The sequence below is a fragment of the Heliomicrobium gestii genome (assembly GCF_009877435.1).
In the GTDB taxonomy this organism is placed as follows: Bacteria; Bacillota; Desulfitobacteriia; order Heliobacteriales; family Heliobacteriaceae; genus Heliomicrobium; species Heliomicrobium gestii.
Window position 1 is genome coordinate 54,940 of record NZ_WXEX01000007.1, and the last position, 21,436, is coordinate 76,375.

The following is a 21,436-nucleotide window of genomic DNA, read 5'->3' on the forward strand; positions in this document are numbered from 1 at the left end:
AATGTATGGCCATCTTCAGGCGACAGCGTCATGGTGGGTCCCGTGGCGTTCGCGGTTCCCCTGTTACGGAATATCCCCGCGAGGAACGACTACGGTAGACAGTTCGACGAAGGAATGAGAGTTCCTTCTGTGACCGGCCTGCTTTACCATTATTTGAATGGGCGCTCCGACCGAGCCGGCGGGCGAAGCCATATTGGTGACACGCAATGATTCGATGCCTGAGGCGAGCGGTTTCTTATCGGCGCCTTCCTGCCGTTCAATGGCGCCAGCCTCCAGGGTATACCGGACATCGGTCCAGTAAAAGTCTCCTGACGTGTTCTCCACATAGACCTGACAATCGAGACGGCTGCCGCCTGCGGAGATGCGGATGTTTCGCCCGTAGCGCAAGTCCCGGGCCATCCAGGACAGGGCCCAGCGAACACCGCTGTTTCCTTCCAGGCGGTGGCTTTCTGTGTTGACGATGGACATGGTCGTGTTGACCAGTCGCATCCCCATCAAGAGCAGGATGCTCGCGATGGTCATCGCCAACACCACCTCGACCAGGGTCATCCCCGCTGTCGCATCCTTTAGGCGTAGGGCCTGCGCCTTCATCGTATCTATCCAATCCTCCATCACCACGGGATCTCGCCGCTCGGCGGCGGCGTCGAATCGATGCGCACCCGCCCGTTCCGCGAGACGATGACATAGCGGTTGCGTCCATTCGGTCCCCGCAGCATGACCGTGCCGCCCATGTTGGGCTTCCCGGCCCGTCCGTCGGCGGCGAAGATGAAGGTGTTTCGGTAAAAGGCGGTATTGACGTTAAAACTGGTCGTTTGAACGACGACACCGCCCGGCAAGGTCCGGCTCTGGCTGACCCGCTCATCATCGCTGTAGGTGATGCGGTACTTGGAACTGTCCAAGGTGAAAACCAGGGCGACCGTCCGTTGCTCCAACACCGCCTTGTCCCTGGCGGATAGCAGATCGACCTGCACCTGACGGGCAGCCGATTCTAAGGAAACCTGACCGTTCCAGCGCGTCAACAAAGGACCGCCAATCAGCAAAAGGATACCGAGCAAAGCCAGAACAAGGGTAATCTCGACCAGTGTATAGCCTCTCACATCAACGCTCTGCTGGGCTAAGGAACGCGAGTACTGCTCAACAAGGACGTCCTCTCGACCTGGGATATCTGCCAAAGTCCTGACGCCGCCTTCGCCATGCCGACGCGGGCCATCATGACAAATCGTCCCCCGTCGCACTCTGCCGCCGCGATCACATCCAACGCGCACGGCTGGCCGGACACGGTTCGATAGGTGAGTCTGACCCGGCCATCCCCCAGAGACACACCCGGCAGCCTCGCAGCGAGGTGACTGGCCAGCGCCGCCGCCTCCACCCGGTTCTCCGAAACCGGCCGGTTGCGCAGCCACTCGCCGATCCCAACCAGGGCCGCCTCGATGCCCGACTCGGCGCTGTACAGCGCCTGTTCCGCCCGCGCCTGACCGCGAACAGACGACCAGGCGTAATTCCCCATGACGGTCGCCGTCGCCGCCAGCGTCGCCAGGGCGGCAATGATAAAAAAAAGATAGAGCAGCCCGGCGCCTACCTCTCCCGGTCTGGCGGCGCCACCAGCGTAACCAAGACACACTTCGCTCCGGCCGCCACAGGCGTCGCCGGCGACGACAACGGGGGCTCCGCCCCGTCGCTCCTCGCTTCCGGTGGAAGCATCGCTTGATCCCATATCGTCACCGCCACCTCCTTCAGGCGCAACCCCGGCGGATCTGTCGCATCCCCTACGGTCAGGACGCAGCGAAACCCCTCTGGTATCGTGATTCCCGCAGGGAGGCGGCTGTCAACCTGCGTGGGGTCCCCTTTGATCAGCGCCCGTTTCACCTCCAAAACCTGCTGTGCCAGCGCCAGCATCTGGGCAAACCGTTCGCTCCGGCGCTCCAACCGTTCTGCCACGGTCATGACGCCGTAGAGGGGAAGGGCGATCAGCCCCAGCAACAGCAGCGCGATCAGCGCCTCCGCCAAGATGCTTCCCTTCTCTTTCCTCACCGGGCTGTCGCTCATCTCCCGCTCTTCTCGGCGCTCTTTTTCGGCTCAACTAGCGAATCTCTCATCTTGTCCTCCCCCTCTGCTCGTTCCCCCGCATGATCGAGCGAGAAAAAGACCAGCCGCAATCCGGCGAGCATGGACGGCGCCGCCGACAGACGTTCCTCCGGGCCTTCCCCTTCCCTTACACCTCCCCCACGTCCGCCTCTTTGACCGGCGCCGTCTGTAAGGAGTGCTTCCTTCCCAGCGCTATCCGTCTCAGAACTGTCCGTCCCGGCGTTTTCTGGACCGACATGGCCCGCCGTCCATCGATCATCTGTCTTCTCTTTCAGTTGCTGCAACAACGCCGCCGCCTCGGTCCAACGCTCCTTATTCAACAACCCCTCCCGCTCCCGGGCGCTCCGCTCGCTTGACCGGCGCCCCTCCGGAGCAACCCAGACAAGGGCCTGTACATAAAGCCCCGGTTCCCTTGCTTCCAAGGCCTTCAAAAAATCGCGCAGTTTTCGATAATCCCCGTCGATCATCACCGTAAAAGCGCGCCGGCGCAGCCGCCTCGTCTCACCATGGCCATCGGCGGCCATCCCGTCACCGCTCACCCTCCGGATCGTCACATGGGACGCCTCTGCCGCCTTGGCGATCGCCGACACCAGGCTGGCCCCGTCTGATCCATTGGCCAAAACCTTCAACGAATCCGCGCCGATAGGGGAACGGATTTTCTCAGCCGCCGCTTTCGCCTCGTCGGACCGAAACCGTTCTGCCATTGCCTTGGCTGTATGCAACCGTTCCGCATTCGTCTGATACCGACCCCACAGGGGTTCAAAGAGAAGCGTGTAGGCAACGGCAGCCAGCGCCGTCACTGTCGCCATGCGCAAAAGGATCTGCTCACGGCGGGTTCTGGCGACAAACCAGTCAAGGAGGACCTCCATGGTTTAGGCCTCCCTTCCCGGCTCCGCCGTTTGGGGAAAGGGGCACAACGTTCGGAAGGGGCGCCGCATCAGGCACTCGGCACAAGAGCCGGAATCGAACGTCACCACCCGCTCCATAGGCGCCCTCAAGCAAGGAGATCTCAGAAAAACCGGCTCTTCCTTTGAGCCCGTCCATAAATTCGCTGACAGTGTAGAGCCGGTTGCTCTCACCTTCCAGGATCACGGCGCCCCTTTCTCCCCCTTCCATCAACATCGCCGTCAAATGCAAAGGCTCTTCCGGGAAGGCGCCCTCTAGGCCGGACAGGCGTTTCGACCAAGACGGTTTCTCCCACAGCATGGCCGTCAAAAAGGCCGCTTCCTTCCCGGCAAGCCCGTTTTCCTCGCCCTTCGCTTGCTCTATCGCCAAGTTCGCTTGCAGATCGACAGCCGCCTTTTCCGCGGCGTCGGCTTTGTCAATCAAATCGTCCACACACTTTACTGCCCCCATGTAGAGGACGGCGCCTGCCAGCATCCACAGGGCCATTGACAAAATGATCCGCCGGAGCAGCCCCCTGCGGTTCAGCCGCAGCGCGCCGGGCAACAGGTTTATCGACGCCATAACAAGGCGCTCCCTCCCCCTGGGCCGTTAAAATCCGGACAGCGTGACGGTGACTTTACCCTCCACAATCGCGAAGGTCGCCGACAAATCGTCCCCTCCGGGCAGGCGATCCGGTCCATAGGACACCATCCGCGCCGTCGACGGCGCTGTCCAGAGGTTCTTGGGCTCATACAGGTAAGGCGTTCCCCAGGGATCCTTCCAGATATTCGAACCGCCTGGCGAAAGGGAGGCGAAATCCTTATCCAGCAGATTGGCGTACTGCAGATCGACAGCCGCCGGCAGCTTCCCCTGGTCGATGAAGTAATGGCGGACCGCCATTTCGACGGCGCGAACGTCATTGAGAGCTGAAGAAATCTTGGCTTTTTCCGGCGCAGCCGACAACCTCGGAACAAACAACAGCGTCATCAGACCAATGAGGGCCAACACCATCATCACTTCCAGAAGCGTAAAGCCCCCTTGACGCTTCTGGATCCGACGGGGCGCCATTACCGGGCGCGTTCCCGCTCGTCTGTGCGGAAGGTCTAGCCGGAAGGACACATCTGGCGGGCGCAACAGGCGCAGCTGGTTCAAAACAGGCTCCCGGCGCCCGAACTTTGGGCAGTTTCGCACCTTTCCCTTTCTCCCCCCTTTTTCCGTCGGTCAATCTACGGTCTTTCTTTCCGCTGTAAGCCCTGTCTGTCCACTCCGGCTAGAGCGGCCGGTCGATGGCCGCAAAGAGCGGCATGAGCAGTGACAAGGCCAAAAAGCCGACAACCCCCGCCACCAGAACCAACAACGCCGGTTCCAGCAGCACCGTCAGCCCTGTCACTGCGCCGTCGACGTCGGCGTCAAAATAGTCGGCCCCTTTCTCCAGGAGCACATCCAAGGCGCCGCTTTCCTCGCCAATATAGACCAGGTGGACGAACTCCGGCGGAAAGAGATCTGATTGCTCCATCCTTTGGTGCAGGGAATGACCTTGACCGACACCGCTGCGCACCCTTCGTACGGCTGCGGCCAGACTTCGATAGAGAGCCAGCTTTTCCACGATCACCAGCGCCTGCACGATGGGGACGCCGCTCCCGATCAGAATGCTCAGACTCCGGCTGATCCGCGAAATGGCGGCGCGGTGGATGACGCCGCCCAGGAGTGGGAATTTGAAGAGCGCCTTCTCCAGCGGTATGCGCAAAAGATCGGATCGAATACGCCGGCGAATCCCATAGAGACCCAGCGCCCCGAGGGGGATGAGCCACAACCCCCATTCCTGAATGAGCCCTGCCAGCGTGACGACAAAGCGGGTGATCGCCGGCAACTCGACACCCAGGCTGTACAACAACTGAGTATAGGCGGGGATGACATAGAATAGAAAAAACAGTGTCGACCCGCCGGCTGTCAGCAGAACCAGCGCTGGGTACAACAAGGCCGACCGGATCTTTCGCATCAATGTCGATTCCTTTTCATAGTGATCGGCGAGCCGGTGGAGGACCTGATCTAAAACGCCCGCCATCTCACCCATTTCGACAAGGCGGATAAACAACTCGGGAAAAACATGGCGCTGCTGCTCCAAGACGCTGATCAGCGTCTGTCCCTGGGCGACAGAAACGCTGATCCGCTGGGCCGCCCCTTTGAGCGCCGGCGGCGTCAGTCGTCTCGAAGCCATGGACAAAGCCGCGACCAAGGGGATGCCGGCGTCGACCAGCGCAGCCATCTGCCGGCAAAACCGCGCCAAATCGCGGGCGTCCACAGGCCGCGACCACCTCAACGACGCAGCGGCCAGGAAAGACCCCGCCGCCAACCGCCATCGCTCCTCTTGGCGGCGCAGGTCGATGACAAAGCGACCCGACGCTTGCAAATCCTGGAGGGCTGACTTTTCCGAGGATGCCTGCAACAGACCGACCTCGACATTCCCCGCCCGATCCCGCACCTTGTAGGCAAAAACCGGCATCGGTTATCCGTCCATCCGAAAGGCGACCCGCATGATCTCCTGCACCGTCGTCTCTCCCTGGATCGCCTTGTCCATCCCGTCGGCGACGATCCCCGCCATGCCCTCTTCGATGGCTTTGGCGCGGATCGTGTCGGCGCTGGCCTTGGCCATGATCAACTCGCGCAGGCTCGAACGGAGGATCATCACCTCATGGATGGCCAGACGCCCGTCAAAACCCGTTTGGTTGCAGCGGCTGCAGCCGGCACCCCTGTACAGGATGTCGGCGTGTCTGCTCCCGCTCGCCAAAAAGATACGCTCCGGCGATGATCGCGGCGGATGGTAGCTCGCCTTGCAGGACCGGCAGATCCGCCGGACCAACCGCTGGGCCACGATGCCGGAAACGGCAGAGGCGACGAGAAAGGGCTCCACCCCCATGTCGATCAGCCGTCCGACCGCGCCGGCAGCATCGCCTGTATGCAGCGTCGAAAACACAAGATGGCCCGTTGTTGCCGCTTTCACAGCGATATTGGCCGTCTCTGTGTCTCGAATCTCCCCAATCAGGATCACATCGGGGTCTTGGCGCAGGATCGCCCGCAAGCCGCCCGTAAAATCGATGCCCGCTTTGGCGTTGACCGGCACCTGGTTGATCCCGCTGAGGATGTATTCCACGGGATCCTCAATCGTGATAATGTTTTTTTCGGGGCTCTTGATGGCGTTCACTGTCGCATAGAGCGTCGTTGTCTTCCCCGCTCCAGTGGGGCCGGTCACCAGGATCATGCCGTCGGTGTTGCGCATCAGCCCCTGAAAGGTCTCGAGGGCGCCTTGTTGGAATCCCAACTCATCCAGTTGCAGGGGAGTCTGTTTCTTGTCCAGCAGCCGGAGGGCGCACTTTTCCCCGAACAGGGTCGGCAATGTAGAGACACGCAGGTCGATCTGCTTGTCCGGTAAAGTGACCTGTATCCGGCCATCCTGGGCGATGCGCCGCTGAGCGATATCCATGCGGGCGAGCACCTTGATCCGGGAGACCACCTGCCCGTGGAGCCCCTTGGGCAGCACCTGCTCATCACGGAGCAAACCGTCGACGCGAAAACGGACCACACTCTGCGTCTCCAACGCGTCAATATGGATATCGGTGGCCCGTACACGGGCCGCCCGGGCGATCATATCCTCCACCATTTCGACGACAGAAGGCGGATCGCCGCTCCAGCTTTGACCGTCTCTGTCGCCCAAGGCCGGATCGGCGCTCTTCGATGCAAAGATCACATCCTTCATGACGCCTCGGTGGTCCGGTTCCGACGCCGAGCGCCAGGGCGTGGCGACGCTTGGACGCACATTGGAGATAAATGTCATGCTTTTTCCCCTCCTGCTCCCCATATCCCCGAACGGCTCTTTTACCTACCTTAATATTTGCATTTCTACCTAAATTTGAAAAATCCTGTAAATTATTTTGATTTAAAATAAGAAAACCCCGCTTTATCAGCAGGGTTGCTATCATAAGAACATTTGTTCGTAAACGCCGGATAGGTTTCGTCAAAAAAACCAATCGTTCAACCGCTTTGCACCGCACTTCCCCGTGCGCGCCCCACCACGCCTCGCCGTCACTCTTCTTCGGGCGCCCGCAAGGCGAGACCGGTGACAACGGCCATATCGGGCGTCATCCGTTCGAGACAATCCGGTTTGATTTGCGCCACCAGGCTTGTCTGCATGTCCAAAACCGAGACGGGGAGCTTGAACTCCTGCGAAAAGTAGGTCTCAATCCCCCGCAGACGGGAGAGGCCGCCGCAGAGCACCAGATGGGCGAAGCTGTTGTCCCGGTATTGCAGGTTGTAAAAATCGAGAGACCGGCGGACCTCTACAATCAATTCGGAAAGAAAGGATTGCAGGAGAATCTGCATCTCCGCGTTCTGCCCGTCCATCCACCCTGCCGGCGCTTCATCCATCGTCACCGCGCCGGCGCTCGCCGAGGCATCCTCTGCGACAAGCCCTCCCAGCCTTTCCGTTTCGGCTGCTTGCGACGTGACAGCCGTCTCCGCCAGCATCTGCCGCAACGTCGCCGCTTCGACGGGAAAGATCTCGCGCAGATTTTCCTCCAGACGGGCGGCGCCCAACTGGATGTAGCGGATGAACTGCACCCGACCCTCCCGGAACACGGTCAGGGTGGAACGGTCATCGCCGATATCGAGGCAGCCATAGGTGCGGAGGTCATTCTCTCGCATCGCATTGAGGAGACGGCTGAGGGCAAAGGAGGCCGTCTCGACGGCGGTGACCGTCACCCCCGCCCCTTGGAGGCATTCGAAGTGCCGGACAACCTCCTCCTTCGGCAAGGCCACCAACAGCAGTTGGGCCATGGGGTCGCCTTCCACCTCAATGACGCCCTGATTCAGATAGTCATAGACGTAATCATCCGCCGAAAGGGGCACATACTTCTCCAATTCCCAGCGCAGCGATGCTCGCAATTCCGCCTCAGGCATATGAGGCATGCGGACCTGGCGCGAGATCAAATTGCGCGACGGAAAGGTCAGCACCGCCCGTTTGACTCTTTTTCGCACGCCGGCTAGGCATTTCTCGATCGCAGCCTCCAGCGCCTGCCAGTAGGCCTCTGTGGTCATGTCCCCCGCCGGCGGCGCAAAGGGCTGTTGTGTCGCCGCCACGATCTCGAAACGCCGGTTGCGCCGGGATACCTCGACCATGCGCACCGCCGCGCCGGCGATCTCAATGCCCAGGGTGTTGATCGGTCCAAACATCTTCCTCACCTACCCTATTCCTAAAAAGGCGTTCACTCAACAGCGCCGTTAGCCCGACGCGCCGGCCCCCCCCTGCTGCGGCGGGCGCAACGGAATCGGGGAAAGAACAGGCGCTGCGCCTCCCTTCGACGCGTTGGGGGTCAGGCTCGGCAGGAAGGGGAATCCGGGAATGTTCGGAAGGCTCGGGATGGATGGAATCGACGGCAACGTTGACTCTCCGGAAGCCTTCGGCTTCGCGCCTGAACCCATTCCCGAACCGGCTCCCGGACCGATTGCCGGCCAGGTTCCCTGAGTGGTCGCCCCATTCTGCCATTGAGACGCCGGTATGTCACCGATATCATGCAGCCAGGGGTTGGTGTCATCCCAGACATGGGGTTCAAAGGGGTTGGGGCGACCCAGCCGGTATTGCTCCAGATCGACCGCATCAGGGCTTCCGCCCAGCCCGACCTCGAAAAAGGAGACCGTGAAAGCCGCATTGAGGATGGTCGTCTTCGGCTTGTTCTTTGAATCGGGCGGATAGGCGGCCCTGGGCAGCCGGGTGGTCACATTGCCCACGCTTTTTTGTTGCACATCCACATCGCCGGAAGGGGTCTTTGAAAAGGTGGTTACGACAACGTCGATCAATTCCAGAAGCACGTTCACCGAGTCTTTCTTTCCGTCACTGCCCTTGTCTTTGCTTTTCGTCTCTTTTTCCTTTTCCCGGTTCTCCCAGGTGAAGGCAAAATTGCGCACCAGCGCGCCGCCGCGCAGGTTCTCTAACCGCGCCGAAAAATCAACCAAGGCGTCGAAGGTGCCTTCCACAACCATACTCACCGGCGTTTCGGCCACCAATTTTCCATTTGAATCGGGGCGTTCCAATTTGGACTTGGGAACGAAATACTTGACACTCACGTTTGCTGCCTTGGCCGCTTCGCCGACGAGCACGGCCATGGAACCGGTGGACAGTTCCGAGGGGTAGGCGCGAAAGAGTTGGCTGTTCCGAGTCCGGCTGTCGGCCAGTTGTTGTTCCAGTTGCGAAAGGTTTGCGATCCGCACCTTCGCCGACTCCAGCTTCTGTTTGGATGCAGGAAGCTCGTTCGAAAGGACCGTAAACTCGTCAAGCTGGCCCTCCAGCACAAAGATGTACAGGCTGGCGCTGACAACAGTGGCGCCGAAAATGCTCAAAAGCACCTTTTCCCGCTGGGTCCGCGCCGACCACCAACTGGCCTCGCCTTGACTGGTATGGGGAAACAACTGGCGCGATTGGTTCTTGAACCAAGCCACCAGGGACGACGCGCCCCCCTGGCTCGCTTTGAAGGAAAACCACCTGGAAAAGCGGGGGAATTTCGGCCCTTTCATCGCCGTTCACCCCCTTGGGCGCCGCTTTTTTTCGTCCCGTCCTTGCCGTTCGAATCCACCGGAACGACCTGCAACTCCGGCGGGATCGGCGCCAACAGGGCCTGCACCTTGAAGCGGGTCACCCACTTGAAATCGACATTTTTATCGCGGGCATCGATCAGTTCGACACTGGAAAAGTACGGGAAGGTGCGCAGTTTCAGGACAAAAACGCCAACCTGCTCAAAGGCCACCGTTTCCCCTTCGATCTCAAGCACCGTTTTCGCCGGGTCGATTGTATTTAATGTAACCGTGGCCAGCCAGAGGCCGTCGGGCGTTACCCCTGTCACCTCGTTGAAAACCTTTGACCAGGGCACGCGGGCGCTCTGGAGTTGATTCAACAATTCGGCCTTCTTCCGGTTGTCATTGATTTCTTTTTCAATGGCCTCCACCCGCCTGAGTTCGGGCTGAAGGGCAGCCATTTCCGCCGCAACGCGCTCGCCTTCTTTTTGGGATAGGTAAATCTTCGCCAGAAAAAAACCGTATCCGGCTAAACAAGCGAGCACGACCACGGTGACACCGCTGCGAATCAGCAAGGACCGCCTGTCCAGTTTTTTGGGGCGCAATTCGATAGGAAGTAGGTTGATCGACTGCACAATCGATGTCGCTCCTTAGCCGTGTTCTATTCGAAATCAAAAACAAGATGTGTCAAAGGATTAAGAAGCGACGTTTCATAAGGTTCGCTACTCCAAAAAGCGGCGAATGATCTCGCTCCATCGGCTGTCCAATAACAGAAAGACCGCGAAGTAACCGATCGCTAAGAAAGGACCGAAAGGCACCTCGGTCTTGCGCGTCCATTTCCCCGCGACCATGCCGGCGATGCCGGCGATGCTGCCGATCAGCGCGGCCAATGTCAGCGCCCACAGCGCGCCGGGCCAACCGAGCATCAGCCCGAAGACAAAGGCAAACTTCACATCGCCCAGCCCGAGTCCACCGTTGCTAAACCAGAAAACAGCGAAAAGCATCGCTGCGCCGAAAACTGCGCCCAGAAGACTGTTGAGGATGAGGTGGACATCGCCGCCGGTCCCAGAGACCTTCCAGCCCAGCCAAAGGGCGATGAATGGGAGCGCAGCCAACAACAGGATGTTGGGAATGATCTTGTGTTCGATGTCGATGCCGGCGATGACGATCAGGAAGGCGGCAAGAACAGACGCCGCCGCCCAGTCGAGCGACAGGCCGCCGTAAAAGGCGGATAATGCCGCAAAGGCGAGGCCGGTGAAACCCTCCACCAGGGGATACTGCCACGATACGTCTGCCCCGCAACCGCGGCACCTTCCCCGTTGCAGCAGGTAGCTGGCGATGGGAATAAGCTCTGCGGGCGACAGAAGCCGCCCGCAGGACACACAATGGGAACGGGGGAAAAGGATCGACTCGCCTCGCGGAATGCGACAGATGCACACATTCAGGAAGGAGCCGAGGATAGCGCCGAAAAAAAAGGCGACGCCGATGTCAAACATCGTGTCCACTAGAATCCATTGTAGGAAGTCGCCAACGCGTTGTTGTTTGCCGGGTCAACATAAATGATCATTTGAAAGTTCGTCCGGTTTGCAGCAGTCGCTACAGCCGCTGACGTGTTGGTGCAGCCGATTGTAATCCCGGTCGTTGGGCTACCGCTAACCGCGGGAGTAAAGCCTGTCGTCGCAGGAAGGGAAGCGGTATAGGCATAGGCGTTTGTTCCCCACGGGTCGATTGTATCGGTAATCTCCCGGTCCAGATACCGCCCGTTCATCAGTACTTTATCCGTGCTGATTTGAGTAGCGGTCGGCAAGGTATTGTTATGTTCAATATAGTAGGAGCGAATCGCCGTCTCAAAAGCCTTGAAATCATTACGCACGCCGGCAGCCCGCGCGCGGTCTGTCGTGTTCCCCAACCGGGGCACCAACACCGCAAAGAGCACGCCGATGATCGCCACGACAATCATCAGTTCGATCAACGAGAAACCCTTTTGCTCCCTCGCTTGCTTCATCTTTTTCTGCCAAAATTCCAGCATGATGATTCCTCCTTTGTTTTTGCAGTCAACGTTGCTTTATCCTTTTGAAAAACTATGGTGACACGCCTGGTCTTCTCCGTTCATTTTGCGCCGACGCTGCTGATCACCTCGAAGATAGGCAACAACATGGCGATGACCAGCATAGCGACCATCCCCCCCAGAACGACGAGCATGATGGGTTCAATGACGGTGGACAGGCGGCTGACAAGTCCGTTGACCTCCATCTCATAGTAATCGGAGACCTTTTCCAACATGACGTCCAATGCGCCGGTCTCTTCTCCGACGGCTACCATCTGCACCACCATGGGCGGGAAGATGCCAGTCTTGCGCAGCGGGTCAGCCAGGCCCTGGCCCTTGCGGATGCTTTCCCGGGTATTCATCACCCCCTCCGATACGGCCTGATTGCCCGCCGTCTTTTCAACGACCTCCAGCGCCTGCAGCATGGGGACGCCGCTGCGGATCAGCGTGCCCAGGGTGCGGCAGAAGCGCGCCACAGATACCTTGAGCAGCATATCGCCAAAGATGGGGATTTTGAGCGTGTACCGGTCCAGCAGCAGGCGCATCTGCGGCGTTTTGCGCAACTCGCCGAAAATAAGGTAGAGCGCCAGCGCCGCCAACAGGGCCGTCCACCAGTACCCTTTCACCCACTCCGAGAGGTCGAGGACCCGTTTCGTCAACGCCGGCAGTTCCGCGCCGAGGCTGCCCAGGGCGCTGGTGAAACGGGGGATGACAAAGCCGAGAATGAAAGTGACCGCCAGGATCCCGATGGAAAAGACAACAGCCGGATAGGTGAGCGCCGATTTGACCTTGCTTCTCGTCTCGCTGTCTTTTTCAAAGTGAGTGGCCAGCCGTTGCAGCACCTCCTCCAGCACCCCGCCCAGTTCGCCCGCCTCGATCATGTGGACAAACATCTCCGGAAAGACATTGGGGTGAAGGCCCACCGCCTGGGAGAGGTTGTACCCGCGCTGCAGATCGGCAGCGACACGGAGCAGCGCTTGCCGCAAGGCGGGGTGTTCCGTTTGTTGGGTCAATATGGATAAGGAGCTGTGAATGGGAACACCAGCATTTACCAAGGTAGAAAGTTGCCGGCAAAAGACAGCCAAAACCTTGGCCGGCGTCTTCCGGCGAAAGACGGAAAAGGCGGATCCGGCTGCATCACCTGCGCCGGCGGATTTCGCCGCTCCACCCTTCTCCTCTCTCACCTCAACGACAAACAGTCCCTGTTCTCGCAATGTCAAGGCGACCGACTTCTCTGATTCTTCCTGAATCGTGCCTTCCCGCACCGTTCCCCGACTATCGCGCGCTCGATACCGGTATGTAGCCATGTTGTTCCACCTCAGCGTCGGGGGTTCACAGGAGACCCACGGAAAATGGGCCTCAAATCCTATTGACAGATATCACCTGTGTAAATTCATTTTAAATCCATCGGTCTCTTTTTGCAAAGTGATTTTTTACCAATTACACGAATTTTAATGAATCTTAAACCAAACCTTCGACACCATGGTCAATACATATCCATCATATACCGCATCAAGGCATCGGGATCGGCGGACTTCTTCACCGCTTCCTCCCGGGAAACGAGTCCTTTGGTCACGAGATGCTTCAAGGCCATATGCATGGTCTGCATGCCCAGCTTGCCGCCTGTCTGTATGGCCGTAGCGATCTGGTGGGTCTTGCCCTCGCGGATCAGGTTGCGGATAGCGGTCGTGCAGACCATGATCTCCTGCGCCACGACCCGTCCCTTTCCGTCGGCGCGAGGCAGCAGTTGCTGGCATACGACCCCTTGCAGCACCGTCGCCAGTTGGATGCGGATCTGCGCCTGCTGGCCCACATCAAACACGTCGATGATCCGGTCGATCGTCTGGGAGACATCGTTGGTGTGCAGTGTGGCCATGACCAGGTGGCCCGTCTCGGCGGCGGTGATGGCTGTGGCGATCGTCTCCAGGTCGCGCATCTCGCCGACGAGGATCACATCGGGATCCTCCCGCATGGCCGCCCGCACCGCGCCGGCAAAGGAGGTCGAGTCGAGCCCGATTTCCCGCTGGTTGACGATGCTCTTGTTGTGGCGGTGCAGAAATTCGATGGGATCCTCCAGGGTGATGATATGTTCGGCGCGCTCCTCATTGATCAGATCGATCATGGCGGCCAGTGTCGTCGACTTGCCGCTGCCGGTGGGACCGGTGACCAGCACGAGCCCGTTGGGACGGCGGGCCAGGTTGGCCAGCACCTCCGGCAGGCCCAATTCCCGAAAGGAGGGGGGCTTGAGCGGGATGATCCGCAACACCATGGCGGCGCTGCCCCGCTGGCGGAAGACGTTGACCCGGAATCGCCCGATCGTCGGCACGGCGTAGGAGAGGTCCGCCTCACCCTTCTGCTCGAACTGGGCGAGTTGCTTTTCATTGAGGACCTGGCGGACCAATGCGTCCGTGTCCGGCGGCATCAAGGGGCGCAACCAGCCGCTGTCGATGGGCGCGCCCAGTTCCTGGAGCAGCGTCAGTTTGCCGTTGATCCGGAAGGAGGGCATCCGGCCGACGGTGAGATGTACGTCAGAGGCGCCTTTGGCGGCGGCAAGCGCCAGGATATCGTTGATCTGCATGGATGACCCGCTCCCCGCTATTCATTGACATCAGCCACACGCAGGATCTCCTGGACCGTTGTCTGCCCCTGCAGCACCTTGCTCATCCCGTCCTGGCTGATCGGGATCATCCCGTCCCGCACAGCTTGGGCGGCGATGGCGTCGGCAGAGGCCCGCTCCAGGATCAGCTTGCGCTGCGCCGGTGTGATGGTCAGGACCTCGTGGATGGCAACCCGTTTCCGGTAGCCTGTGTTGTTGCAGGCGACACAACCGCGCCCTTGGTAGAGGGTCAGCGGGGCGTCATCGGGCACGTCGAGATAGATCCGTTCCGGCGAACCCGGCGCAGGCGTGTAGGCCCGCTTGCAGTTGGCGCAGACGCGCCGCACCAGCCGCTGGGCCACAACCCCCACGAGGGAAGAGGCGACCAAAAAGGGCTCGACGCCCATATCGATCAGCCGGTTGACGGAACCGGCCGCGTCATTTGTATGTAAGGTTGAAAAGACAAGGTGTCCTGTCGTCGCCGCCCGGACGCCGATCTCCGCCGTCTCCCGATCACGAATCTCCCCGACGAGGATCACATCGGGGTCCTGGCGGAGGATGGACCGGAGGCCGCTGGCAAAATCGAGGCCGGCCCGCAGGTTGACCTGCACCTGGTTGACGCCATCAAGGACATACTCGACGGGATCCTCGATGGTGACGATGTTTTTCTCAGGTGAATTGATCTCGTTGATCGACGCGTAGAGGGTCGTCGTTTTTCCCGACCCGGTGGGGCCTGTGATCAGGACCATGCCGTAGGGGGTGCGGACCAGTTTCTCATACCGTCGGAGCGTCTCATTTTGGAAACCCAACTGGCGCAGATCGAAGAGCACATTGCTCTTGTCGAGCAGGCGAATGACGCATTTTTCCCCATGGATGGCCGGCAGCGTGGAGACGCGCAGGTCGATCATCTTGTCGCCCAACCGGGTCTGAATCCGCCCATCCTGGGGAAGCCGTTTTTCGGCGATGTTCATCTTTGCCAACAGCTTGATCCGCGACAGCAGGGCCGCGTGGGAAGCCTTCGGCAGTGCCAGCACATCGCGGAGGAGGCCGTCACAGCGGTAGCGAACGCGAACAGCGCTCTCCTGGGGCTCGATGTGGATATCGCTGGCGCTCTCCTTGGCCCCCTGTTGCAGGATCGTGTTGACCACCCGGACAATGGGCGCATCGTCGACAGCCGTCATCCGTTCCAGTTCAGACAGGTCGATGATGGCGCTTTCCTCTTCGACGCGGTTGGCTTCGACCTCCAAGCGCCGGATGTCCGCTTCCTGGTCCTCATTCAACCCGAAGATCTTTTCAAAGACCTGATCCATCTCTTCCTCAGAGGCGATGGCCTGGTCGATCTCCAGGCTGGTGGCCAGTTTGATGTCATCGAGGGCCAGCAGGTTCAAGGGGTCGGCCATGGCCACGGTCAGCCGGTTTCCGACGCGCTTGACCGGCAAGCACTTGTGGCGCCGGCAGAGGTTCTCCGGAAGCAGCTTCAACACATCTGGGTTAAGTTGATAATGGAGCAGGGAGATGGTCGGAATCCCCAATTGAAATTCCAAGACCTCATTGATCATCTGGGTGGTTACAAAACCGAGGCGAACCAAGGCCTGCCCCAGGCGATCCCCTTTGTGCCGCTGCTCTTCCAGCGCCTGTTGGAGCTGCTCCTCTGTGATCAGGTGGTATTCAAGTAACAGGTCGCCTAACTTTCGTCGGATCGCCGCTGCCGCCATAACTGCCTCCTCCATTGCGCGACCTTCGCCGTCTCGCTCCTCTGGCGTCTATTCCGCTTCCGTCATTTCATGGATCACAGCGAGCGCCAGAGAGAGAGGGATATCGGCGCGCACGAGTGATTGCCCGATCGCCGCCGGCACGATGAAGGTCACCTGATCGTCTTGGTTCTTCTTGTCCATGGCCAGGGCCTTTCGCCATTCCTCGGCGGAAAAGGCGGGAAACCGGACGGGCAGATCGGCGGCCTGGACGAGGCGGCGCACTCGATCGGTCACCGTCTCCGGCAGGCCTAAAACCGTCTGGGCCAAGCGGCAGGCGGCGATCAACCCGACAGCGACCGCCTCGCCGTGGCGGTAGGTCTGATAATGGGTGAGCGTCTCCAGGGCATGGCCGAAGGTGTGGCCGAGGTTTAATATGGCCCGTATCCCCGCCTCCCGTTCGTCCTGTTCGACGACGCCGGCTTTCGCCCGGCAACAGGCGGCGACGACGCGCCGGAGCGCCGCCGCGTCAAGGCGCAGCACATCGGCGCCAGCCGTTTCGAGGAAGGCAAACAAGTCCGGGTCTCCCAAGAGGGCCGTCTTGATCACCTCGCCATAGCCGGCGCGCACCTCTCGGACGGGAAGCGTCGAGAGGGTGTCCGTATCGATAATCACCCGCTTGGGTTGATAAAAAGCGCCGATCAGGTTTTTGCCGTCCCGGTGGTTGACACCCACCTTGCCGCCCACACTCGAATCGACCTGGGAGAGCAGCGTCGTCGGTACCTGAACAAAGTCGATGCCTCGCATATAGGTGGCCGCCAGAAATCCGGCCACATCGCCCACGATGCCGCCGCCGAGGGCGATGATGGCGGATGTGCGATTCAACCGCGCTGCCACGCAGGCGTCATACAAGGACGCTACGGTTTCGATGCGCTTGTGCGTCTCCCCGTCAGGGATCTCCGTTATGGCGACAGAAAAGCCGGCCTCTTCCAGGGACCGGCGCAAGGGAGCACCCCAATGATGATTGACGATCCCATTTGTGACGATCAGGACTTTTTTTCCCCGCAGGACTCCTGTCAGCCCTTGGCCGGCTTGCGTGAGCAAACCGGAACCGATGTCGATGGGATAGGCGCGATCGCCGAGGCCCACCTCCACTTGGGTGATCCTTTCCATCAGAGCGCTCCTCCTCCCTCGCCGCTTTCTTCTCCCACTGTCCAATCCTCTCCCCGCTCATTCGCCCGCTCGCGCAGGTACGCGAGGATCGCCTCGACAATCTCCGGCACAGACCGTTCCGAGGTGTCTACGGTCACATCGGCGCAACTGTAATAGGGGGTTCGCCTGGCCATCATCTCCCCAATGTCTTCGACGGTGATGTCCCTTTTGATCAGGGGCCGGTGGCTGCGGCGGACCACCCTCGACCAGATCACCTCCGGCGTCGCCTCCAAACCGATGAGCACACCGCTGGAACGCAAGGCCGCCACATTTTCCGGCTTAAGCACGATCCCGCCGCCTGTTGCTACGACGACCCTTTCCATGGCGGCCATTCGCCTCGCCGTCAGCGTCTCCTCTGAGCGAAAGCGCACCTCACCGTATTGGTCGAAGATCTGGGCGATGGTCATCCCTGTCACCTGTTCCACTTCCACATCGGTGTCCACGTACCGGTAGCCCAAGCGGGCGGCCAGTCGGCGACCCACCGTGGATTTGCCCGTACCCATGAAGCCGATGAGCACGATGTTTTGTTTCTGCTGTCTCTCCATCTTTCGACACCCCATCTCCACCGGTCAGAACCGCAGCGCCTGTTCGCGCATCTCATCGACACGCCGGCGCACCTGCTCGATCGTGTCACCGCCAGTCGTCTCCAGCAGGCTGTCGGCGATGACATGAGCCAGGATGGCTTCGGCCACGACAGCCGCCGCCGGAACGGCGCAGGCGTCAGAGCGCTCCACCGACGCCGCCACAGGCTGGCGGCTGTCGATATCGACGGTCATCAAGGGCTTGTATAAGGTGGGAATCGGTTTCATGGCGATGCGCACAATGACAGGAGCGCCATTGCTGATCCCGCCCTCGATCCCGCCGGCGCGGTTGGTCGCCCGCCCATAGCCGGTTTTATCGTCATGGTGAATCTCGTCATGGACCCGCGATCCGGGGCGCAACGCCGCAGCAAAACCGAGGCCAATCTCGACGCCTTTGATGGCCTGCAGGCTCATCATGGCGCCGGCGATGCGGGCGTCGAGGCGCCGATCCCCCTGAACATGACTGCCGACGCCGACAGGCATGCCCAGGACAGCCAGTTCTATGACACCGCCCAGGCTGTCGCCGGCCCCTTTGGCCGCATCGATGGCGGCGATCATCGCCTGTTCCAAGGCGGCGTCGATGCAGCGAACGCTGGATCGCTCGGCCCGGACGGCTGCATCGGCCCATTCCCTTTCGGTCCGGTCGACCGGTTCGCCGGTCGCCGCCGCGCCGCCGATGGCCGTCACATGGGAACAGATCCGGATTCCCAACTCATCCAAAAACCGGCGGGCGACGGCGCCGGCGGCGACACGCGCCGCCGTCTCGCGGGCGCTGGAGCGCTCCAGGATATTGCGGATATCCCGTTGATCATATTTGATGGCGCCGGCCAAGTCGGCATGACCGGGACGGGGCTGGGTCACCCGTCGTTGCGCCACATCCGCCTCTTCCCCGGCGGCCATGATGGCCGACCAGTTCTTCCAATCGCGGTTCTCGATCTGCAAGCAGATGGGGCTTCCCAAGGTTCGTCCGCCCCGGATCCCCGAAAGGATGGCCGCGCGGTCTTTTTCAATGACCATGCGGCCTCCTCGGCCGTGTCCCATCTGCCGCCGGGCCAAATGCGCGTCAATATCCTCGGCCTTGAGGGGAAGACCGGCCACCATGCCCTCGACAATCACCGTCAACGCCGGCCCATGGGATTCGCCAGCCGTCAAATAACGCAACGCCGCCATATGTCAAAAATCCCTTCTTTAATTCGAATCTGCCAATGGATACTACCCGAATGCGTGAAGATTCCACATTTCTCGTATCTTTTCCTGCTCTCTTCGGGCCAGACTAGGAGGAGCCTGATTCCTTAATTTCCTCGAACAGCCAACAAGGCGTCAGCCATCACCGGCGTTGGCGCTTCCAGGCCAGTCCAAAGGCGGAAGGCGGCGGCTCCCTGGTGAAGCAGCATGGGCAGACCGTTTTGGCAGCGGCAGCCCAGAGAACGGGCTACGGCCAGCAGTTCCGTTTCTGGCGGGTTGTACACGAGATCACAGACAAAAGGGCCAGGGGCGAGCCATTGTTGCGGCGGGATCGGGTAGGCGATGTGGCTCTCTTCCTTCACCATCCCCGATGAGGTGGCGTTGACGATCAGATCGGCCTTCTTGGCGCTATCGCGCAGGAAGTCCGGCTCCCACTCGCCGGAGCGCAGTGTCACCCCATCGGCGCCCCACTGGCGGAGGGATTGCAACAAGGCTTCCGCCTTGTCCCGCCTTCGATTGACAACCGTGAGGGAGCGAACACCGCCGTCAAGCAAGGCAAAGGCGACAGCCCGGGCCGCGCCGCCGGCGCCCAACAGCATAACCGATGCGCCGGCGACAGAAAAATTGTCCTGCTGCAACCCGCGCAAAAAACCGGTTCCGTCCGTATTGTACCCCTTCGTTTTTCCATCTTCGGAGATGACGATGGTATTGACGGCGCCCAATCGTTGCGCCGATGGATCGACCGCATCGAGCCATCGAATCGCCTGCTCTTTATGGGGAACCGTCACATTGGCCCCCCGGAATCCCAGCGCCGCCAATCCTGCGATCCCTGCGCCAAGGTCTTCCGGCTTGACCCCAAGGGCGGCGTACCGCCAGTTCAGTCCCAGCCGTTCAAAGGCGGCATTGTGCATCGCCGGTGAAAAGGAATGCTTCACCGGATAGCCCAGCAGCGCAACCCACTGTGTATGACCGTCAATGGCGCCAACGTTCGGGCGATTCATTCGTCATTCCTCCTATCTCCCAGTATCGCTGTCATGTCGCCAGCGCATCGTAAAGCGGCACAGACTGCCGTGTCAGCGCAAGCCTGCGCTCAGGGTCGTCGATCTTCGCCGGTCACTCCAGCGAGAGTAGGGGCATGAGCCCCACCGGAAATGGTTATCGTAGACATGAGACTTCAATGATAGAAAGGAGGCGCTTCTCCATGGATAAACGGATGCCCTTCGCCAACCTGAGCGAAGACCAGTTGCAAGCGCTGTACAAGGCCGAACAGCAGATCAACGCCCAGTTGGCTGGCAATGACGAGATCATCGTTCTCGCCTATAAAAACGAAAAGCCCCGGTAAAGACAAGAAGGGTCGACCGTTACGGTTGACCCTCCTTTGTTTTTAACGAAAAAACGCTGGCGCTATCGGTGGGGCTGGCGCTCCCGGAGGACGAGGCGCTCCAGTCGGCGGACGAGACGGGTGCCAAGAAACTCCCGGCGGCTGATCGGATTGACCAGAATGGTGTGCAGGCCTGACCGGTTGCCGCCGAGGACGTCGGTGAACACCTGATCACCGATGACGACCGTATGTTCCGCAGTGATCCCCAATAGGCTCATGGCCCGCAGAAATCCGCGCCGCCGGGGCTTGCGCGCATTGGAGATGTAGGGCGCGCCACAGGCTTCAGCAAAGGCCTGGACACGTTTTTCCTTATTGTTGGACAAGATGCAAATCTTGATTCCGTGCCGCCGCAGCTCTTCGAGCCAACGGGCGATCTCTGGGCAGAGGTGGTTCTGATTCCACTCGGTCAGGGTGTTATCGAGATCGATGATCACACCCTGGACACCTTGAGCGGCCAGTTCCGCCACATTCACCTGAGGAACGGCATCGACCCGCCGGGCCGGTTTGAGTATCTTCACGGTCTTTCCCCTTCCCGGATTTCGCTGCTGTCCCCGCTTATCACGAGAGCCCTTCGGGCCGCAAAACCCTTCAGGTCCGGCTGCCCGGTTTTACCGCCGGTGTGCCCTCCTTGCACAGAGGGCACTCCTCCGGCGGCCAGGAGACAACCTCCATCGACAGGGCGGCGCGGAAGGGGACGCCAAAGTCGACCTGACCGTTGGAGCGGTCGACCAAGGACGCCACCGCCAACACCCGGCCGCCAGCCGCCGTGGCCACATCGATGACCTCACGCACCGACCCCCCTGTCGTCACTACGTCTTCACAGACGACGACCGTCTCGCCGGGGCGAACGGCGAAATTGCGCCGCAATGTCATGGTTCCGTTTTCACGCTCCGTAAAGATAGAACGAACGCCCAGGGCGCGTCCGACCTCATAAGCGACGAGGATCCCGCCCATGGCCGGTCCGATCACCACATCGGGAACACCGACGGTTTGTCGCAGTTGGGCGGCCAGGTGGCGGGCCAGGCGTTCTGTATGGTCCGGGTGCTGCAGAACCTGGGCGCATTGGACATACCGGTTGCTGTGCCGGCCCGACGTCAGGCGGAAATGCCCCTCCAGCAGCGCCTCACTCTGGCGAAAAATCTGGAGAACCTCTTCATGGCTCAACAAGCCCTTGTCATCGTTCATTTGCCTTTGCTCCATCATCCATCATAC

General features: G+C 60.4%; 24 protein-coding genes. 1 reads left to right on the forward strand and 23 read right to left on the reverse strand.

Going from position 1 to position 21,436, the window contains the following annotated elements; genetic code table 11:
- Positions 1-63: 63 nt before the first annotated feature.
- From GTO89_RS09545 to GTO89_RS09645, 21 genes are all read right to left on the reverse strand, one after another.
- The gene (locus GTO89_RS09545; protein ID WP_161261856.1) at positions 64-612 is read right to left on the reverse strand and encodes a PulJ/GspJ family protein; all 549 of its coding nucleotides are present in this window, start codon (positions 610-612) and stop codon (positions 64-66) included.
- Entirely contained in the window at positions 612-1,172 is a 561-nt protein-coding gene (locus GTO89_RS09550; RefSeq protein ID WP_161261857.1) for a GspH/FimT family protein, read from the reverse strand. The genes GTO89_RS09545 and GTO89_RS09550 overlap by 1 nt, the downstream gene beginning before the upstream one ends.
- Entirely contained in the window at positions 1,115-1,621 is a 507-nt protein-coding gene (locus tag GTO89_RS09555; protein WP_161261858.1) for a hypothetical protein, read from the reverse strand. The genes GTO89_RS09550 and GTO89_RS09555 overlap by 58 nt, the downstream gene beginning before the upstream one ends.
- Positions 1,576-2,046: a hypothetical protein gene (locus GTO89_RS09560; protein ID WP_161261859.1), complete on the reverse strand. Its 471-nt coding sequence runs from the start codon at positions 2,044-2,046 to the stop codon at positions 1,576-1,578. Before GTO89_RS09560 ends, GTO89_RS09555 begins: the two co-directional genes overlap by 46 nt.
- The gene (gene gspM, locus GTO89_RS09565) at positions 2,043-2,954 is read right to left on the reverse strand and encodes a type II secretion system protein GspM (RefSeq protein ID WP_161261860.1); all 912 of its coding nucleotides are present in this window, start codon (positions 2,952-2,954) and stop codon (positions 2,043-2,045) included. Before gspM ends, GTO89_RS09560 begins: the two co-directional genes overlap by 4 nt.
- Entirely contained in the window at positions 2,938-3,552 is a 615-nt protein-coding gene (locus GTO89_RS09570) for a hypothetical protein (RefSeq protein ID WP_161261861.1), read from the reverse strand. Before GTO89_RS09570 ends, gspM begins: the two co-directional genes overlap by 17 nt.
- Positions 3,553-3,579: 27 nt before the next feature.
- On the reverse strand, positions 3,580-4,038 hold the full coding sequence (locus tag GTO89_RS09575; protein ID WP_161261979.1) for a type II secretion system protein GspG: 459 nt from the start codon (positions 4,036-4,038) through the stop codon (positions 3,580-3,582).
- 202 nt (positions 4,039-4,240) lie between these two features.
- Positions 4,241-5,473 carry a type II secretion system F family protein gene (locus GTO89_RS09580; protein ID WP_161261862.1) on the reverse strand — a complete coding sequence of 411 codons (1,233 nt, stop codon included), beginning with the start codon at positions 5,471-5,473 and terminating at the stop codon, positions 4,241-4,243.
- 3 nt (positions 5,474-5,476) lie between these two features.
- The gene (locus GTO89_RS09585; protein ID WP_235920371.1) at positions 5,477-6,802 is read right to left on the reverse strand and encodes a GspE/PulE family protein; all 1,326 of its coding nucleotides are present in this window, start codon (positions 6,800-6,802) and stop codon (positions 5,477-5,479) included.
- A gap of 248 nt (positions 6,803-7,050) precedes the next feature.
- Positions 7,051-8,196, reverse strand: coding sequence for a type IV pilus assembly protein PilM (gene pilM / locus GTO89_RS09590; protein WP_235920384.1), 1,146 nt, complete (start codon positions 8,194-8,196; stop codon positions 7,051-7,053).
- Positions 8,197-8,244: 48 nt separating this feature from the next.
- Positions 8,245-9,534 carry a type IV pilus inner membrane component PilO gene (locus tag GTO89_RS09595; RefSeq protein WP_161261864.1) on the reverse strand — a complete coding sequence of 430 codons (1,290 nt, stop codon included), beginning with the start codon at positions 9,532-9,534 and terminating at the stop codon, positions 8,245-8,247.
- Positions 9,531-10,166: a PilN domain-containing protein gene (locus tag GTO89_RS09600; RefSeq protein ID WP_161261865.1), complete on the reverse strand. Its 636-nt coding sequence runs from the start codon at positions 10,164-10,166 to the stop codon at positions 9,531-9,533. Before GTO89_RS09600 ends, GTO89_RS09595 begins: the two co-directional genes overlap by 4 nt.
- 87 nt (positions 10,167-10,253) lie before the next feature.
- Complete coding sequence (locus GTO89_RS09605; RefSeq protein WP_235920386.1) at positions 10,254-11,027, reverse strand: prepilin peptidase; 774 nt, start codon at positions 11,025-11,027, stop codon at positions 10,254-10,256.
- Positions 11,028-11,035: 8 nt separating this feature from the next.
- Positions 11,036-11,560 carry a type II secretion system protein gene (locus GTO89_RS09610; protein ID WP_204758257.1) on the reverse strand — a complete coding sequence of 175 codons (525 nt, stop codon included), beginning with the start codon at positions 11,558-11,560 and terminating at the stop codon, positions 11,036-11,038.
- An 80-nt stretch (positions 11,561-11,640) separates the two neighbouring features.
- A complete protein-coding gene (locus GTO89_RS09615; protein ID WP_161261867.1) occupies positions 11,641-12,885 on the reverse strand; it encodes a type II secretion system F family protein in 1,245 nt (414 codons plus the stop codon).
- Between the two features lie 179 nt (positions 12,886-13,064).
- Positions 13,065-14,156, reverse strand: a complete 1,092-nt coding sequence (locus tag GTO89_RS09620) for a type IV pilus twitching motility protein PilT (protein ID WP_161261868.1) — start codon at positions 14,154-14,156, stop codon at positions 13,065-13,067.
- 17 nt (positions 14,157-14,173) lie between these two features.
- On the reverse strand, positions 14,174-15,904 hold the full coding sequence (locus GTO89_RS09625) for a GspE/PulE family protein (RefSeq protein WP_235920372.1): 1,731 nt from the start codon (positions 15,902-15,904) through the stop codon (positions 14,174-14,176).
- A gap of 33 nt (positions 15,905-15,937) precedes the next feature.
- Positions 15,938-17,038 (reverse strand): 3-dehydroquinate synthase, encoded by a 1,101-nt coding sequence (gene aroB, locus GTO89_RS09630; RefSeq protein ID WP_161261869.1) that lies wholly within the window; start codon positions 17,036-17,038, stop codon positions 15,938-15,940.
- The gene (locus tag GTO89_RS09635) at positions 17,038-17,622 is read right to left on the reverse strand and encodes a shikimate kinase (RefSeq protein ID WP_161261870.1); all 585 of its coding nucleotides are present in this window, start codon (positions 17,620-17,622) and stop codon (positions 17,038-17,040) included. Before GTO89_RS09635 ends, aroB begins: the two co-directional genes overlap by 1 nt.
- A 24-nt stretch (positions 17,623-17,646) precedes the next feature.
- Positions 17,647-18,828, reverse strand: a complete 1,182-nt coding sequence (gene aroC, locus GTO89_RS09640; protein WP_328793893.1) for a chorismate synthase — start codon at positions 18,826-18,828, stop codon at positions 17,647-17,649.
- Between the two features lie 122 nt (positions 18,829-18,950).
- Positions 18,951-19,844 (reverse strand): shikimate dehydrogenase, encoded by an 894-nt coding sequence (locus GTO89_RS09645; protein WP_161261871.1) that lies wholly within the window; start codon positions 19,842-19,844, stop codon positions 18,951-18,953.
- Between the two features lie 200 nt (positions 19,845-20,044).
- Here GTO89_RS09645 and GTO89_RS09650 point away from each other — a divergent pair, with 200 nt between their 5' ends.
- Positions 20,045-20,185, forward strand: a complete 141-nt coding sequence (locus GTO89_RS09650) for a hypothetical protein (RefSeq protein ID WP_161261872.1) — start codon at positions 20,045-20,047, stop codon at positions 20,183-20,185.
- Positions 20,186-20,247: 62 nt separating this feature from the next.
- On the opposite strand, the gene GTO89_RS09655 is transcribed toward GTO89_RS09650, so the two are convergent.
- Both GTO89_RS09655 and pyrE read right to left on the reverse strand, forming a co-directional pair.
- Positions 20,248-20,742, reverse strand: a complete 495-nt coding sequence (locus GTO89_RS09655; RefSeq protein ID WP_161261873.1) for a YqeG family HAD IIIA-type phosphatase — start codon at positions 20,740-20,742, stop codon at positions 20,248-20,250.
- Positions 20,743-20,812: 70 nt separating this feature from the next.
- Positions 20,813-21,424 (reverse strand): orotate phosphoribosyltransferase, encoded by a 612-nt coding sequence (gene pyrE, locus GTO89_RS09660; protein WP_235920373.1) that lies wholly within the window; start codon positions 21,422-21,424, stop codon positions 20,813-20,815.
- Between the last annotated feature and the right edge of the window lie 12 nt (positions 21,425-21,436).